This is a genomic window from Streptomyces sp. BBFR2 (assembly GCF_044497305.1).
Classification (GTDB): Bacteria; Actinomycetota; Actinomycetes; order Streptomycetales; family Streptomycetaceae; genus Streptomyces.
Genome location: NZ_CP172415.1, coordinates 2,995,988 through 3,011,869, shown reverse-complemented (window position 1 = coordinate 3,011,869; position 15,882 = coordinate 2,995,988). Strand labels below are relative to the sequence as shown.

Sequence of the window (15,882 nt, the reverse complement as noted above, 5' to 3'; positions counted from 1 at the left end):
GGCTGATTCCGAGGGCCGGGGCGGGCTCCGTCAGCGGTCCGGCTCGGGGTCCCGGAGCCAGTTGACCAGTTCCGTGGAGAACGCCACCGGGTCCTCCTCGTGGGGGAAGTGGCCGAGCCCGTCGAAGAGCCGCCAGCGGTAGGGGGCCTCGACGTACGCGCCGGAGCCCGCGGCGGTGCGGGTGCGCATCACCGGGTCGAGCGAGCCGTGCAGATGCAGGGTCGGGACGCGTACCGGCAGCTTCATCCGGCGGTTGAACTGGAGGCCGTCGGGCCGGCCCAGGGAGCGGACCATCCAGCGGTACGGCTCGATGGAGCAGTGGGCGGTCGAGGGGATGCCCATGGCCCGCCGGTAGACGGTGACGGCGTCCTCGTCGAGGGGTTGCGGGCCGGACCAGTCGTGGAGCATCTCGCCGACCCGGGCGGCGTCGTCGGCGACCAGCGCCCGCTCGGGCAGCCACGGCCGCTGGAAGCCCCAGATGTGGGCGCTGCGGCGGGTCTGCCGGGCGTCGGCGAGCATCGCGCGGCGCCACAGCCGCGGGTGCGGCATCGAGGCGACGGCGAGGCGGCGCACCAGCTTCGGCCGCATCACCGCCGCCGTCCACGCGAGGTAGCCGCCCAGGTCGTGGCCGACGAGCGCGGCGTCCGGCTCGCCGAGGGAGCGGATGACGCCGGTGACGTCGAGGGCGAGGTTGGCCGGGTCGTAGCCGCGCGGGGTGCGGTCGCTGCCGCCGACGCCGCGCAGGTCCATCGCGACGGCGCGGTAGCCCGCCTCGGCGAGCACCGGTAGCTGGTGCCGCCAGGTCCACCAGAACTGCGGGAAGCCGTGCAACAGCAGCACCAGCGGGCCGTCGCCCATCTCCGCGATGTGGAACCGGGCGCCGTTCGCCGCGACGTCCCGGTGCGTCCAGGGTCCGTCGGGGCGTACGACCGGTGCGGTGCTGTCGGGGACCGTCATGCCGAGGTGCGTGTCACGGACTCCAGGACCGGGTGGTCCACGGGCTCCGGCCGCGGGTGCGGCTTGGCCTTCTGGAGGACGGCCGCGGTCTGCTTGGCGGAGGCGATCGACTTCTCCGGCTTCTTGATCTTCTTGATCTTGGCGAGTGCGATCAGCGCCAGCAGCAGTGCGATGACGATGAAGGCGCCGCCGACGATCAGGAACGACCAGGCGAGCCCCAGACCGAGGTTGTGGATGCCGTACGCCGCGGCGAAGCTCAGCACCGGCAGGGCGAAGAGCATCAGCACCCCGGCGACGATGAAGGCGGCGCCGCCGATGCCCGCCCGCTTCGCGTCCATGCGCAGCTCGGCCTTGGCCAGTGCGATCTCGTCGTGCACGAGTGCGGACAACTCGGCGGTGGCCGTCGCCACCAACTGGCCGAGGCTGCGGTCTGCGCCGTCGTCGGCTGAACTCATCGCCGTCTCCCTTATGTCTGCTGCGTAGGCAAAGCCTCTCAGATCATGCCGGACCATCGTCCCCGGCGTCGGCGCCGGTGGCCACTTCGGCAAGCCGCCGGTGTTCCGCGGCCTGTGCCTCCAGCATCGCGGCCATCCGCAGGTGGTACGCGGGGTCGCCCTTCTCGTAGATGTCGGGTATGCCGTCCCGGTCCTCGTCGCGCTCCTCCTCGTCGCAGAGGGCGCGGTACTTGTTGTTGCGGAGTTTGAGCAGGACGGTGGCGCAGCCGGCGGCGATCAGCGAGCCGAGCAGGACGGACGCCTTGATCTCCGCGGTGAGTGCCGGATCGTCGCCGAAGGCGAGTTCGCCGATGAGCAGGGAGACGGTGAAGCCGATGCCGGCGAGGGTGGCGACGGCGAAGAGGTCGGGCCACTTGAGGTCGGGGTTGAGCCGGGCGCGGGTGAAGCGGGCGGTCAGCCACGTACCGCCGAAGATGCCGAGTGTCTTGCCGACGACGAGACCGAGGACCACGCCAAGGGTCTCGGGGCGGGCGAAGACCTCGCGGAGGGCGCCGCCGGAGAGGGACACCCCGGCGGAGAAGAGCGCGAAGAGCGGCACGGCCAGGCCCGCGGAGAGCGGGCGGACCAGGTGCTCGATGTGCTCGCCGGGGGAGTGGTTCTCGTCCTCGCGGGGGGTGCAGCGCAGCATCAGGCCCATCGCGACGCCCGCGATCGTGGCGTGCACCCCGCTGTTCTCCATCAGCGCCCAGATGACCAGGCCCAGCGGCACGTAGACGTACCAGCCGCGGACGCCCTTGCGCAGCAGCAGGTGGAAGACGCCCAGGCCGACGACGGCCAGGCCGAGCGCCAGGAAGTTGATCTGCGAGGTGAAGAAGACCGCGATGATCAGGATGGCGAAGAGGTCGTCGACGACGGCCAGGGTGAGCAGGAAGGCGCGCAGCGCGGACGGCAGGGACGTACCGATGACGGCGAGGACGGCGAGCGCGAAGGCGATGTCGGTGGCGGTGGGCACCGCCCAGCCGCCCAGGGAGCCGCCCCCGACGAGGTTGACGACGACATCGACGAGCGCGGGCATCGCCATACCGCAGAGCGCGGCGATCACCGGGAGCGCGGCCGCCTTGGGATCGCGCAGCTCCCCGGCGACGAGTTCGCGCTTCAGCTCGATGCCGGCGACGAAGAAGAAGAGGGCGAGCAGGCCGTTGGCCGCCCAGTGCTCGATGGAGAGGTCGAGCCCGAGGGAGGCGGGGCCGAGGTGGAAACCGCGGACCGCCTCGTAGCTGCCGCCGAAGGCGTTTGCCCAGATCAGGGCGGCCACGGCGGCGACGAGGAGGAGGATTCCGCCGACCGTCTCGGTGCGGAGCGCGTCGGCGATGAAGTTCCGCTCGGGCAGTGGCAGACGGCCGAGGAAGAGGGAACGGCGGTTCTGGGGGGCGCTCACGGGGGCTGACCTCCGGCGGTTTCGGCAGCTGAGTACGGCTGTTGCAGTTGCCGACCAGACTTCCCGGCGCACCCTGAGATCTTGGCGTTTCCTTGACGCCGCTCCCACTCTACCGGGCGGGTGCCTTCCCTGCGGGGCCTTCCTCACTTTACGGACATAACGGTGGGCGGGCCTGGGGACGGGGCGTGGGTTCGCCCTGGGGCGGGGCGCGGTCGGCGCGGCCGAGAGGTGCTCCGCACGGGCGGAGGCGCGGTGCCTGCCGTGGGCCGTCGTGGTGGAGGGGGAGGGCGTCCCGGGCCGGGGTGCGGCCGTGTCGTGTCGATCTTGTTCCGGGGCGGAGGCGCGCGGGGCTCGGCCGCCCTGGTCTGCTCCGGAGCGGAGCCCGGCCTCCCAGGTGGGCCGGAGAACGCCGTGGGGGCACCGGTCGTCCTGCCGGTGCCCCCACGGGCCGTGCGTGTCGAGCGCGGCGGTGCCGCGCCGCAGGTCAGTCCTCGCTCGCCGCCGCCGGCAGCTTCGCCTGGATGAGATCCATGACGGAGGAGTCGGTGAGCGTGCTGACGTCACCGAGGTCGCGGTTCTCGGCGACGTCCCGCAGCAGCCGCCGCATGATCTTGCCGGAGCGGGTCTTGGGCAGCTCGGCGACCGGCATGATCCGCTTCGGCTTCGCGATCGGGCCGAGGTGCCGCGCGACATGCGCCCGCAACTCCTCGACCAGCGACGCGTCCTCCGCGTCCGCCGACCCGCGCAGGATCACGAAGGCGCAGATCGCCTGGGTGGTCTGCGGATCCGTGGCGCCGACCACCGCGGCTTCGGCGACCTTCGGGTGGGAGACCAGCGCCGATTCCACCTCGGTGGTGGAGATGTTGTGGCCGGAGACGAGCATGACGTCGTCGACCCGGCCCAGCAGCCAGATGTCGCCGTCCTCGTCCTTCTTGGCACCGTCACCCGCGAAGTACCGGCCCTCGAAGCGCGACCAGTACGTGTCGAGGTAGCGCTGGTCGTCGCCCCAGATGGTGCGGAGCATCGACGGCCACGGCTCGGTCAGTACGAGGTAGCCCCCGGCGCCGTCGGGCACCTCGTTGCCGTCGTCGTCCACGACGGTCGCGGCGATACCGGGCAGCGGGCCCTGCGCCGAGCCGGGCTTGGCCGCCGTGACGCCGGGCAGCGGGCTGAGCATCATCGCGCCCGTCTCCGTCTGCCACCAGGTGTCGACGACCGGGGCGGTGTCGCCGCCGATGTGCTTGCGGTACCACATCCACGCCTCGGGGTTGATCGGCTCGCCGACCGACCCCAGGACGCGCAGCGACGACAGGTCGAACTTCGCCGGGATGTCGTCGCCCCACTTCATGCAGGCGCGGATCGCGGTGGGCGCGGTGTAGAGCAGCGTGACGCCGTACTTCTGGACGATCTCCCACCAGCGGCCCTGGTGCGGGGTGTCCGGCGTGCCCTCGTACAGCACCTCCGTCGCGCCGTTGGCGAGCGGCCCGTAGGTGATGTACGAGTGGCCCGTCACCCAGCCGACGTCGGCGGTGCACCAGTAGACGTCGGTCTCCGGCTTGAGGTCGAAGACGGCGTGGTGGGTGTAGGCCACCTGGGTGAGGTAGCCGCCGGTGGTGTGCAGGATGCCCTTGGGCTTACCGGTGGTGCCGGAGGTGTAGAGGATGAACAGCGGATGCTCGGCGTCGAACGCCTCGGGCGTGTGCTGATCGCTCTGCCGGCCGACGGTCTCGTCCCACCACAGGTCGCGGCCCTCGGTCCAAGCGGTGTCCTGGCCGGTGCGGCGCACGACGAGGACGTTGCGGACGTTCTCCGTACCGGGCTTGGTCAGTGCCTCGTCGACGGCGGGCTTGAGGGCGGACGGCTTGCCGCGGCGGTAGCCGCCGTCGGCGGTGATCACCACGCGGGCGTCCGCGTCCTGGATACGGGTGGCCAGCGCGTCCGCCGAGAAGCCGCCGAAGACGACGGAGTGCGGGGCGCCCAGACGGGCGCAGGCCAGCATGGCGATGATCGTCTCCGGGATCATCGGCATGTACAGCGCGACCCGGTCACCGGCCTCGACGCCCAGCTCCGTCAGGGCGTTGGCCGCCTTGGAGACCTCGCGCTGCAACTCGGCGTAGGTGATCGAGCGGCTGTCGCCGGGCTCGCCCTCGAAGTGCAGCGCTACGCGGTCGCCCAGGCCGTTCTCGACGTGCCGGTCCACGCAGTTGTACGCGACGTTGAGCTTGCCGTCGGCGAACCACTTCGCGAAGGGCGCGTTGGACCAGTCGAGCGTCTGGGTGGGCGGCGTCTGCCAGCTCAGCCGCTTGGCCTGCTCCGCCCAGAAGTCCAGCCGGTCCGACGCCGCCTGCTCGTACGCCGCTGCCGTGACGTTGGCGTGCGCGGCCAGGTCGGCGGGCGGCGCGAACCGCCGTTCCTCCTTGAGAAGGTTGGCCAGACTGCTCTCGTTGCTCACGACATCTCCCATTCCCAGGGCGTCCGGTGTGTCCCGGGTCATAGCTCATCAGCCCGCGGTACGCCCTGACAAGGGCTGTCGGGGAAAATTGGTGTAGACCTGTAGAGATCGCAGGTCAGGCCGGTATCGGTGCGGCTTCGGCGCGTACGGCCGAGAAGCGCCCGCCGGCCTCGTCCAGGACGTACGCCGGGGCCTCGCCGACGTGGAAGTACGCGCCGTGAAGAAGGTGTGGTTGCGGTGTCTCCTGCTCGGTCTGCGGCATGTCCGGCTCCCTCGGGGCGGCGCGCTCGCGCGGGTCGCGATGGCGCTGCGGAGGTGCGAGCCGACTGGTGGCACAGGGCGCGAGGCGAGGCTCGGTCACTCTCCGTGTTCAATAAATGGAGCGTAATCTCGCGTAAAGAGCGCGAGAAGTGTTTTCGCGCAAGTGACCTATATCTTCGCCCTGAAGGGTGAATGCGTGCGGCGCCGCTTTACCTTTTGGTCGCTCATTCCGGTGAGTTCCGACCCTGAAGGGTTTCTTCCGGTAAAGCCGTACGCGTGCGTCCGGAGTTCGCGGGAAGGGCGGGGTCCGAAAGAAGGGCGTGGCCGGCGGCGAAGAGGTCGCCGCCGGCCGACGGGTCAGACCGGCTGCGGAGCCGCCGCCCCCTCGGTGAGGACGAACGCCGGATCGACCTGCGCGGCGAGATCCGCACCGGTCTTCTCGTTGCCCCAGCTCTCCGCGTTCTTCAGGTGGAAGTGCACCATCTGGCGGGTGTAGCGCTGCCAGTCGCGCCGCGCGTACGACGCGTCGGCGGCGCCGTGCAAGGTCTCCAGGGCGCGGCGGTTGGCGTCCTCCAACTCGGCGAACGGGGCGGGGCGGCCCTTCTCCATGGCCCGCACCCAGTCCGAGTGGCCGACCGTCACCAGCAGGTCGTCGCCCACCTCCGCGCGCAGGAAAGCGAGGTCGTCGGGGCCCTGCACCTTGTTGCCCACCACCTTCAGGCTGACGTCGAAGTCCCGCGCGTACTCCTTGTACTGGCGGTAGACGGCGATGCCCTTACGGGTCGGCTCGGCGACCAGGAACGTCATGTCGAAGCGGGTGAACATCCCGGAGGCGAAGGAGTCCGATCCGGCGGTCATGTCGACGACGACGTACTCCTCCCGGCCGTCCACGAGGTGGTTCAGGCACAGTTCGACCGCGCCGACCTTGGAGTGGTAGCAGGCGACGCCCAGGTCGGACTCGGTGAACGGGCCGGTGGCCATCAGCCGCACCGAGGTGTCGTCGAGCGGCACCGTACGGGCGCAGGCGTCGTAGACGGGGTTGTCGCCGCCGACGCGCAGGAGCTGGGAGCCGTCCCCCGGGGGCGTCGTCTTGATCATCGTCTCGGCGGACGCGATACGCGGGTTGCTGCCGCGCAGGTACTCCTTGATCAGCGGGAGCTGGGCGCCCATCGCGGGGAGCGCGGCGGCGGCCGCGTCATCCAGCCCCAGGGCGGCTCCCAGGTGCTGGTTGATGTCGGCGTCCACCGCGATCACGGGGACGCGGGCGGCCGCGAGGTGGCGGATGAACAGGGAGGACAGGGTGGTCTTGCCGCTGCCGCCCTTTCCTACGAAAGCGATCTTCATGTTCACCAACAGTAATCTGCTTATCGCGCTCAGTGAGAAGCCCGCGTGAAGAAGACCACTCCATCGGGGGGTGCGGCCACCGGGTGCGTAGGGTCGTACCCATGGCTGCAGACACCCGGGGCACGGCCCCGCACCCCCCGCGGGCGGACGGCGATCCGCTGGCGGCTCTGGCATCGCTCCCGGGCGTCGTCGACGCGGTGGATTCCGTGCGCAAGGGCGTGGACCGGCTCTACGGGCACCGGATCATGCGCCGCCGCAGTGTGGAGGTCACCTCCGAGGCGGCGCTGCGCGGAGCGCGTGGCTCCGCCGCGCTCGCGGGGGCCGACTGGGCGCTGGAGGAGGTCCGGCGCCGCACCGACTTCAGCGCGGAAGGCGAACCGGCGACGGTCGGCGCGGCGCTCCGGCTGACCGCCGAGGCGGGCCAACTGCTCAGCGTGTGGCGGCAGTCGCCGCTGCGGGTCCTGGCGCGGCTGCACCTGGTGGCGGCCGGTGGCGGCGGCGCGGACGACGCCGTCGGCCGACCGCGGCTGGCGGCGGAGACGGTCGACGAGCCGTTGATCGAACTGCCGCTGCCCGGGGCGGAAGAGGTGGCGGGGCGGCTGGACGGGCTGGCGCGGCTGCTGCTCGCCGGCAGTGAGGCGCCCGCCCTGGTGACCGCCGCCGTGGTCCACGGCGAACTGCTGGCACTGCGTCCCTTCGGCTCGCACAACGGCCTGGTCGCGCGCGCCGCGGAGCGCATCGTGCTGATCGGCAGCGGCCTCGACCCGAAGTCCATCTGCCCGGCCGAGGTCGGCCACGCGGAGCAGGGCCGGGCCGCCTATGTGGCCGCGCTGGAGGGGTACGTCTCCGGGACGCCCGACGGGGTGGCTGCCTGGATCGCGCACTGCGGACGCGCCGTGGAGCTGGGCGTCCGGGAATCGACGGCGGTCTGCGAGGCGCTGCAGCGCGGCGCCGCCTGAGCGGCCACGGGCCGGGGTTTCCGGTGCAGTGGCCCGGTCCCGGACAGGAGTTGCGGCGGTACGTGGTGCTGATACGTACCGCCGCTGGCACGTCCGCCGCGTGACCATGCGTGCACTTTCCTTGCCCATCAGGCCGGAGTCTTCGTCCGTCGCCTGGTGCGGCTGGCCCGTAATCGACGGGTCGGCGTCGCGTGGGTGCGCGGCATTCATGCATCGGTCCGTGGGCCTTACTGCGTTACAGGTGATCCTCTCGGACGTCCTTGGTCTCGCGGGCCGTGATTCCTTTGTACCCCAGGCCCCCGACAAGGGGAACCCTTCGCCTCATATCTTTACTTTTGCCTTCAATAACGGGCGGGAAGGGCAAAGCGGGTGGTGTCCTGCTGGGTATACGGTGCCCCGCCGGCGGGGATTCCACCGGCCCGGCACCGCCTTTCCGGGAGATCTCCGGGTTCCGGCCGAAGGCGCGTCAGGGATATTTCCGGGTCGGACCGGGGCGCACCGGAGTTTCCCGTCCGCCATGCTCCGTCACCTCAGGCGGCGTAACTCCGGCGCCGCCGCGCCGCGTACACCAGGCTCGCGCCGACGGCAGCCGCGCCCACCGCGGCGACGAGGGTGAGCACCGGCCGGGAGGGCAGCGCCGGCAGCGGCCGGGTGAGCGGCACCGGGCGGCTGAACGACAGCACCGGCCACTCCCGGGCGGCCGCCTCCCGGCGCAGCGCCCGGTCGGGGTTGACGGCGAAGGGGTGGCCGACGGCCTCCAGCATGGGGATATCCGTCGCCGAATCGCTGTACGCGAAGGACCGCGCCAGGTCGTACCCCTCGGTCGCGGCCAGTTCCCGTACCGCCTCCGCCTTGGTGGGCCCGTAGGCGTAATAGTCGATCGCGCCGGTGAACCGGCCGTCGTCGCCGACGGCCATACGGGTCGCCACCCCGCGGTCGGCGCCCAGGAGTTCGCCGATCGGCTCGACGATCTCCGCGCCCGAGGTGGACACGATCACCACGTCACGGCCGGCCGCGTGGTGCTCCTCGATCAGGGAGACGGCCTCGTCGTAGATGATCGGGTCGATCAGGTCGTGCAGTGTCTCGGCGACGATCTCCCGGACCTGTGCGACGTCCCAGCCGCGGCACAGCGACGAGAGATAGGCACGCAACCGTTCCATCTGGTCGTGGTCCGCGCCGCCCGCGAGGAAGAGGAACTGTGCATATGCGGTACGCAGCGCGGCCCGCCGATTGATCAGCCCGCCGCGGTAGAAGGACTTGCTGAACGTCAGCGTGCTCGACTTTGCAATGACGGTCTTGTCGAGATCGAAGAACGCAGCGGTACGGGGCATCGAGTGGCGCACGGAGGGGTTTTCCACAGGCCGAGCATAGGCTCCCTCCATTCGGGGGTAAGGTCCGCGCGTGGGTTTGCTTGAGAAGGCTCTCGGGTACACCATGGAAGTCACGGATCGTTCGCGACCGTGCTAACCCGGTCCGACTCCACCCCCCCCGAGTCGGCCGAGGAAGACGACCCCCGCTCTCCCCCCCGGCGGGGGTCGTCGCATGTCCGGACGCATTTCGCCGTGTCCGGCCGGGGCGCCGCGCCGCGGCCCGCTGTTCCTCCGCGCCGCCGAACTGCCGTCGATGACGACCCGAACTCCTCACTCTCCGTATCCGTCGTGCTGCTCTGCGGATCATTTCCGATCCGCCGGGATGTGGATGAGCGGTCCCCGGAATAGGTGACAGGAATATTCACAACTCGGAGTTGTCCACAGGTTTTGACCAAGATCCACGCGGATTTCCCGATCGCCGCACGCTAAAAGTCCGCGACAGCGCGGAAGAGCGGTACGCGATGCGACAAGGGGGATGGAACATGCGTGGATCCATGGCGGCCGGTGAGGCGGGCGTAACGGACGAGGAGCGTCCGGGACCGTTGCTCGTCACCGAGGACGAGCAACTTCTCGACGACCTTCTGCGGCTGTGTGCCGCGGCCGGGGTGACGCCACAGGTGCGCCCGGATCTGCCGGCGCGCGCGGCGCGGTGGCCGCAAGCACCGCTGGTGATCATCGGGGAGGACTGCGCGACGAGGCTGGGCGGGGCGGGGCGCCGCGACGGCATCGTCCTCATCGCGCGGGACGTGGACCGGGCCGAGGTCTGGCGGCTGGCCGTGGCCCTGGGGGCGGAGCGGGTGATCACTCTGCCCGAGGGGGAGCGGTGGCTCGCCGACCGGATCGCCGACGCGGTCGAGGGCACCGGGCCCGCCGCGCTCACCATCGGGGTGCTGGGCGGCCGCGGTGGTGCCGGGGCATCCACCCTGGCCTGCGCCCTCGCGGTGACGGCGGCCCGCAAGGGCCTGCGCACGATGCTGGTGGACGCGGATCCGCTGGGCGGCGGCCTCGATGTCCTTCTCGGGTGCGAGCGTGAGGAGGGGCTGCGCTGGCCGGCGTTCCACGAGTCGCGCGGCCGGGTGGGCGCCGGGACGCTGGCCGCTTCGCTGCCCCGGGCGCACTCCTTACGGGTGCTGAGCTGGGACCGCGGCGCGGAGGTGACGATCCCGCCCGCGGCGATGCGGGCGGTACTGGCGGCGGCCCGCCGGCGCGGCGGGGTCGTGGTGGTGGACCTGCCGCGCCGGGCCGACGAGGCGGTGGCGGAGGCGCTGGACCAGGTGGATCTGGGGCTGTTGGTGGTGCCCGCGGAGCTGCGGGCCGTCGCCGCGGCCCGGCGGGTGGTGGCCGGTACGGCGGGAGTGCCGCGGGATCTGCGGGTCGTCGTACGAGGCGTTCCCGGCGCGGCGGCGGGGCTGAGCGACGAGGAGGTCGCCGCCCTCGTGGAGCTGCCGCTGCTGGGCGAGTTGCCGTGGGATCCCGAGCCCGTGGACGGGACGGCGCGCGGTGTCCCGCCCGGGGCGCGGGCCCGGGGGCCGCTCGCCCGGTTCTGCGCGGCCTTCTGGGAGCGGGCGCTGCCGGAGGCGGCCGCCCCGGTGGCGGGCGGCGCGTCCGACGGTCCGGTGCGGGGCAGGAGGGCCGGCGATGAGTGACGTACTGCTGGACGCGGTCCGGCGGCGGCTCGCGGAGGTGGGGGCGGAGCCCACGGCGGCGCGGGTGGCGCTCGCCCTCCGGGAGGAGGGCCGGGTCCTGGGGGACGCCGAAGTGCTGGGCGTGGTGGCGGCCTTGCGCTCGGAGATGGTGGGCAGCGGCCCCCTGGAACCGTTGCTGGCGGCGCCCGAGGTGACGGATGTCCTGGTCACGGGCCCGGACGAGGTGTGGGTGGACCGAGGCGGCGGGCTGGAGCGGGCGCCGGTGCGCTTCCGGGACGCGGCCGAGGTGCGGCGGCTCGCGCAGCGGCTGGCAGCGGTGGCCGGGCGGCGCCTCGACGACGCCCGGCCCTGGGTGGACGCCCGCTTGCCGGACGGCACCCGGCTGCACGCGGTGTTGCCGCCCGTGGCCGTGGCGGGCACCTGCCTCTCGCTCCGGGTGCTGCGTCCCCGCGTCTTCGGCCTGGCGGAGCTGGTGGCGGCGGGCACGGTGCCGCCGGGGGGTGACGCGCTGCTGCGGGCGCTGCTGGCGGCCCGGGTCTCCTTCCTGGTCAGCGGAGGTACGGGCAGTGGTAAGACGACGTTGCTGTGTGCGCTGCTCGGGCTGGTCGGCCCGGCCGAGCGGATCGTGCTGGCCGAGGACTCCGCGGAGCTGCGCCCGGTCCACCCCCATGTGGTGCGGCTGGAGACCCGCCCGGCCAATCAGGAGGGCGTCGGCCGCGTGACGCTGCGGGACCTCGTCCGTCAGGCGCTGCGGATGCGACCGGACCGGCTGGTCGTCGGGGAGGTGCGGGGCGCCGAGGTCACCGACCTGCTGGCGGCCCTCAACACCGGGCACGAGGGCGGCTCGTGCACGATCCATGCCAACGCCGCCTGTGACGTCCCCGCCCGGCTGGAGGCGCTCGGTTCCACGGCCGGACTGGACCGCGCCGCCCTGCACAGCCAGTTGGCGGCCGCGTTGTCGGTGGTGCTGCATCTCGTACGGGACGCCGGAGGGCGGCGTCGGATCGCCGAGATCCACGTCCTGGAACGGGATCGCGATGGCTTCGTGGTGACCAGACCGGCCGCCGTGTGGGGTCCGGACGGCTTCGTGCGGGCGGGCGGCTGGGAGCGGCTGATGCGGCTCTGTGAGCGGGGCGGGCACAGCGTCCCGCCGAGTGGGCCCCGGGGCGCGGGTGGCCAGGAGGGGGCGCGTAGGGCAGTCGGCGCGCCGGTGGCGGGGGTGGCGCGGTGAGCGGGGGCGCGGGTTACGTGGCGGTCGCTTCGGTGGCGGCGGGTGCGGTGGTGTGGTGGGCCTGCACCGCCGGGTGGCCGGCCCTCGCGCGGTGGCGGGAGCTGCGGCGGCGGGCCCGGTGGCTGGCGGCCGAGGCGCGGGCCACAGGGGGCGCGGCGGCCTCCGGACGGGTTGGGGGCGCGCGGGCCGACGGCGGACGGTGGGTGGGCGTCAAGGGTGCCTGGGCGGCGTGGGCCCCATCGTGGCCGGGGGCGGGGCAGGAGATCTGGTGCCTGCCCGCCGGACTGCTCCTCGGGTTGGTCGGGGGATCGGTGTTGCCGATTCTTGTCTCCCTGGGGGCGCTGCTCGTGGTTCGCCGGGTCCTGGCGGTGCGGCGTGCGGAGCGGGCGCGGGAGCGGCGTGTGGCGGCGGTCACCACGCTCTGCGCGACCGTCGCGGCCGAACTGCGCGCCGGGCAGCAGCCGCACCGCGCGCTGCTAGCCGCCGGTGCTCCGGGGCTCGACGGAGCGGGCGCGGCGATCATGGCCGCGGCGCGCTACGGCGGTGACGTGCCCCGGGCCCTGCGGACCGCCGCGGCTCTCCCGGGGGCCGACGGACTGAACGGTGTCGCCGCGTGCTGGCGGGTCGCCGTCGAGGGCGGCGCCGGGCTGGCCGCGGGACTGGAACGCATCGCTGCGGCCCTCCGGTCCGGTCAAGGCCAACGGGAGGAGCTGAAAGCCCAGTTGGCGGGCCCACGCGCCACGGCGCTGATGCTCGCGCTGCTCCCCGCCGGCGGACTGCTGATGGGCACGGCCCTCGGCGCCGACCCGCTACGGGTCCTGCTGCACACCCCGCTCGGCTGGGGCTGTCTGGTGGCCGGGGGCCTCCTGGAGTGGGCCGGTGTCGCCTGGACGGCTCGCATCGTCTCCGGAGCGCTGCCGCCCACCGGGGTGCGGAAGGGCGGCGGACGGCGGAGCGCGGCGCCGGCCGGACGGGGGCCCGGCGCGCGGCACGGCCTGCGGCCGGGGCGAACGGCGATGCCGGAGCGGCGTACGGAAGGAGTTCCGGCATGAGCGTAGAAGTTTTCCACAGGGTGTGGATGGTTGCCGGGGCGATGCTCGCGCTCGTCGTCGGGGAGTGGGTGTGGACCCGCACCCGCCGGGAACGCCGGAGGCGGATCGTACGCAGACGGGCGGGCCACCTGGTGCACCGGCTCCCCGGGCGGGCGTCCGCAGGGCGTGGCCGCCGGTGGACGCCGGGGTCCGGGCAGCTCACGGAGTGGCTGGGGCCGTTGGGCGTGGCGTGCTTCGTGCTCCTGCTCGTCGGCGGGGCGTCCGGCGCAGTGGCGGGTGTCGTCGCCGGATACGTCGTCCACCGCTGGCGGCTGCGGCAACGTGCCGCGGACGCCGACCGGTCGGCGCGGGACGCGGTGCGGGACGCACTGGCTCCGGCGGGGGACCTGCTGGCCGCGTGTCTCGCGGCGGGCGCGGGCCCACGGGAGGCGGCGGAAGCGGTCGGGCGCTCACTGGAGGGCGCGGTCGGGGAACGGCTGCGCACCGTCGCCGCCGAACTGCGACTGGGCGGTGAACCGGCGGTCGCATGGCGGCGGTTGGCGGAACTTCCCGGCGCCGGAGGGCTGGCGCGGTGCATGGCCCGCGCCGGGATATCGGGGGCACCCGCCGTGGACGCGGTGTCCCGGATCGCCGCCGAACTACGTGCGGAGGCGGCCCGGACCACAGCCGCGCGGGCCCGTAGGGCGGGCGTCCTGGTGACGTTGCCGCTGGCCGCGTGTTTCCTCCCGGCGTTCCTGACGCTCGGGGTGGCACCGGTGCTGATCGGCCTCGCCGGCGGGATGTTGGGGCACCGGTGACACAGCGGGACGGGCACGGGCACGAGCGGGCGGTGCGCACCGGGAGAAGAGGCGCCAGGTCATTTCGGCGATCCGTGTCCCGGAGCGTCGTCGGCGCCAACTCCGCTGCCTGTCCGGCACTTCAGCGGCCCGGCTCACCGACGCCCGGCTCCGTCCGCACCCACTCACTTCACCAACTCGGCAATTCATCAACGGGCTTGTTCGACAGGCCGGAAAACCAGGAGGAACACATGTGGCGACGGTGGCGTGCGGCGGTACGCGGGAGTCGTGACCGGGGGATGACGACGGCGGAATACGCGGTGGGGACCTTGGCGGCCTGCGCGCTGGCCGCCGTGCTCTACAAGGTGGTGACCAGCGCGGCGGTACAGACAGCGCTCCGGTCGGTGATCGAGAGGGCGCTCCATGCGCAGTTCTGAGGCGCGCCGTGGCACACGGCGGCGCGCGGCGGGAAGAGACGTCCGGCGTACGGCGAAAGGCTCGCGCCGTACGACCGGTGAGGCAGGACGGACGGCGAACGGACGACGTACGAGCGGCCGCCATCGGGCGGCCGGGGGAGAACGAGGACGGGAATGGACATGGCGTACGGACAACACCGGCCGGACGGGGCGCGGCCCGCGGCCGCGGCGAGGCCCGGACGTGGACGGCACACAGGTTGGTGGCGTGCGCGCCCCGGGGGCCGGCATGCCAAAGGGCGGGGCCCGGAAGGGAGTCGGCCCGGAGCCGGCCGGCCGCGACGGCATCGGCGCGGCTGCCCGTGGCCGCCCGGCCGTCGCGGGCAGGGGCATTGGGAGGGCTGGTCCCCGCCCCGTGGGTGGTGCGCGGTGTGAGACCGCGTACGCGCTGCTCAGGGCCGGTCGCCCCCGACGCGCCCGGAGGACGGACGCGGGCTTCGTCACGGCGGAGACCGCCCTGGTGATGCCGGTACTGGTGGCCGTCGTGGCGGCGCTCATCTGGGGGCTGATCGCGGCCTGTGCCCGGATCGAGTGCGTGGACGCCGCGCGGGCAGGGGCGCGGATGGCCGCGCGTTCGGAGCCGCACGGCGCGGTGCTTCGGGCGGCTCGCGGGGTGGCCCCGGAAGGCGCCCGCGTCACGGTGGACCGCGAAGGCGATCTGGTGCGGGTGCGGGTCGCGGCGGAACTGCCGGGAATCGGACGGCTGACGGCCCGGGTCGGCGGAGAGGCGGTGGCCCTTGCGGAGGACACGGTGCGCTGACCGGGGCTCGGCGACGGTGTGGACGGTGTTCGCCACGGCGGCGCTGTGCACGGTCTTCGCCGCACTGCTCGCCCTGGGGCAGGCCGTCGTGGCCCGTCACCGGGCGGGCGGCGCGGCGGACCTGGCGGCCCTGGCCGCGGCCGACCGGGCCGCGCGGGGGCCGGAGGCGGCCTGCGCGATGGCCCGCCGGGTGGCGGCGGCACAACACACACGCCTGGTGCGCTGCGCGCTGACCGCCGCCGTCGCCGACGTGTCGGCCGAGGCAGGCGAGGGCCCCTTCACCTCCCGGGTGCGCTCCCGGGCCGGGCCGCCCTGGGCCGGGCCGTCGGGCCCAGGACCGCCGAGTTCCGCGCCGCCGGGCCCCGCGCCACCGGGCGGTGCGGCGGTCTCCTGGTCGGGCCTGCCGTGAGGGGTACGCCGATGTGCCGGGAAGGTGCCGCTGCGGGCCGCACCGGAACGGGCTACACCGCCCCGGGTGGACATGGCCCGGGGCGGGCCCCGACTTTCCGTACCGCGGCGGCTCCGCGCGAGCCGAGAGGCCAGGTACGGCACGTGTCAGGCCCGCCCCGTAGTGGATCGCACTGCCCCGGGCCTGGCCACGGCATACCGCAATGGACCCGCACCACCGGAGGTTCCCGTCTCCATCCGGGTGGTTCCGCACCGCCCACGGCCTGGGTCCACAGCCACGCGGCCTGGGCCACCGGCCTC

15 protein-coding genes are annotated in these 15,882 nt (G+C 73.3%); 8 read left to right on the top strand and 7 right to left on the bottom strand.

What is annotated here, in order from left to right; all coding sequences use genetic code 11:
* Positions 1-30: 30 nt before the first annotated feature.
* The 6 genes from ACGH2B_RS11630 to ACGH2B_RS11605 form a co-directional block, all read right to left on the bottom strand.
* Positions 31-957, bottom strand: coding sequence for an alpha/beta fold hydrolase (locus tag ACGH2B_RS11630; protein WP_399087724.1), 927 nt, complete (start codon positions 955-957; stop codon positions 31-33).
* Positions 954-1,412, bottom strand: coding sequence for a phage holin family protein (locus ACGH2B_RS11625; RefSeq protein ID WP_399087722.1), 459 nt, complete (start codon positions 1,410-1,412; stop codon positions 954-956). Before ACGH2B_RS11625 ends, ACGH2B_RS11630 begins: the two co-directional genes overlap by 4 nt.
* Before the next feature lie 43 nt (positions 1,413-1,455).
* Complete coding sequence (gene nhaA, locus ACGH2B_RS11620; RefSeq protein ID WP_399087720.1) at positions 1,456-2,850, bottom strand: Na+/H+ antiporter NhaA; 1,395 nt, start codon at positions 2,848-2,850, stop codon at positions 1,456-1,458.
* Positions 2,851-3,334: 484 nt separating this feature from the next.
* Positions 3,335-5,302, bottom strand: coding sequence for an acetate--CoA ligase (gene acs, locus ACGH2B_RS11615; protein WP_399087718.1), 1,968 nt, complete (start codon positions 5,300-5,302; stop codon positions 3,335-3,337).
* Positions 5,303-5,417: 115 nt separating this feature from the next.
* Positions 5,418-5,564: a hypothetical protein gene (locus ACGH2B_RS11610; protein WP_399087716.1), complete on the bottom strand. Its 147-nt coding sequence runs from the start codon at positions 5,562-5,564 to the stop codon at positions 5,418-5,420.
* A 356-nt stretch (positions 5,565-5,920) separates the two neighbouring features.
* Entirely contained in the window at positions 5,921-6,907 is a 987-nt protein-coding gene (locus ACGH2B_RS11605) for an ATP-binding protein (RefSeq protein ID WP_399087714.1), read from the bottom strand.
* Between the two features lie 101 nt (positions 6,908-7,008).
* Here ACGH2B_RS11605 and ACGH2B_RS11600 point away from each other — a divergent pair, with 101 nt between their 5' ends.
* Positions 7,009-7,866: an oxidoreductase gene (locus tag ACGH2B_RS11600; protein ID WP_399087712.1), complete on the top strand. Its 858-nt coding sequence runs from the start codon at positions 7,009-7,011 to the stop codon at positions 7,864-7,866.
* Between the two features lie 530 nt (positions 7,867-8,396).
* Here ACGH2B_RS11600 and ACGH2B_RS11595 read toward each other — a convergent pair.
* Positions 8,397-9,248 carry an HAD-IB family hydrolase gene (locus tag ACGH2B_RS11595; RefSeq protein ID WP_399087710.1) on the bottom strand — a complete coding sequence of 284 codons (852 nt, stop codon included), beginning with the start codon at positions 9,246-9,248 and terminating at the stop codon, positions 8,397-8,399.
* Positions 9,249-9,718: 470 nt separating this feature from the next.
* Here ACGH2B_RS11595 and ssd point away from each other — a divergent pair, with 470 nt between their 5' ends.
* The 7 genes from ssd to ACGH2B_RS11560 all read left to right on the top strand — a co-directional run bounded on the left by ssd (position 9,719) and on the right by ACGH2B_RS11560 (position 15,583).
* The gene (ssd, locus tag ACGH2B_RS11590; protein ID WP_399087708.1) at positions 9,719-10,882 is read left to right on the top strand and encodes a septum site-determining protein Ssd; all 1,164 of its coding nucleotides are present in this window, start codon (positions 9,719-9,721) and stop codon (positions 10,880-10,882) included.
* Positions 10,875-12,113: a TadA family conjugal transfer-associated ATPase gene (locus ACGH2B_RS11585; protein WP_399087706.1), complete on the top strand. Its 1,239-nt coding sequence runs from the start codon at positions 10,875-10,877 to the stop codon at positions 12,111-12,113. The genes ssd and ACGH2B_RS11585 overlap by 8 nt, the downstream gene beginning before the upstream one ends.
* 17 nt (positions 12,114-12,130) lie before the next feature.
* Positions 12,131-13,165, top strand: coding sequence for a type II secretion system F family protein (locus ACGH2B_RS11580; RefSeq protein ID WP_399087704.1), 1,035 nt, complete (start codon positions 12,131-12,133; stop codon positions 13,163-13,165).
* On the top strand, positions 13,162-13,962 hold the full coding sequence (locus ACGH2B_RS11575; RefSeq protein ID WP_399087702.1) for a type II secretion system F family protein: 801 nt from the start codon (positions 13,162-13,164) through the stop codon (positions 13,960-13,962). The genes ACGH2B_RS11580 and ACGH2B_RS11575 overlap by 4 nt, the downstream gene beginning before the upstream one ends.
* A gap of 230 nt (positions 13,963-14,192) precedes the next feature.
* Positions 14,193-14,378 (top strand): DUF4244 domain-containing protein, encoded by a 186-nt coding sequence (locus tag ACGH2B_RS11570; protein ID WP_399087700.1) that lies wholly within the window; start codon positions 14,193-14,195, stop codon positions 14,376-14,378.
* A 391-nt stretch (positions 14,379-14,769) separates the two neighbouring features.
* Positions 14,770-15,174, top strand: coding sequence for a TadE family type IV pilus minor pilin (locus tag ACGH2B_RS11565; protein ID WP_399087698.1), 405 nt, complete (start codon positions 14,770-14,772; stop codon positions 15,172-15,174).
* Positions 15,152-15,583, top strand: coding sequence for an Rv3654c family TadE-like protein (locus ACGH2B_RS11560; RefSeq protein ID WP_399087696.1), 432 nt, complete (start codon positions 15,152-15,154; stop codon positions 15,581-15,583). The genes ACGH2B_RS11565 and ACGH2B_RS11560 overlap by 23 nt, the downstream gene beginning before the upstream one ends.
* Positions 15,584-15,882 lie beyond the last annotated feature (299 nt).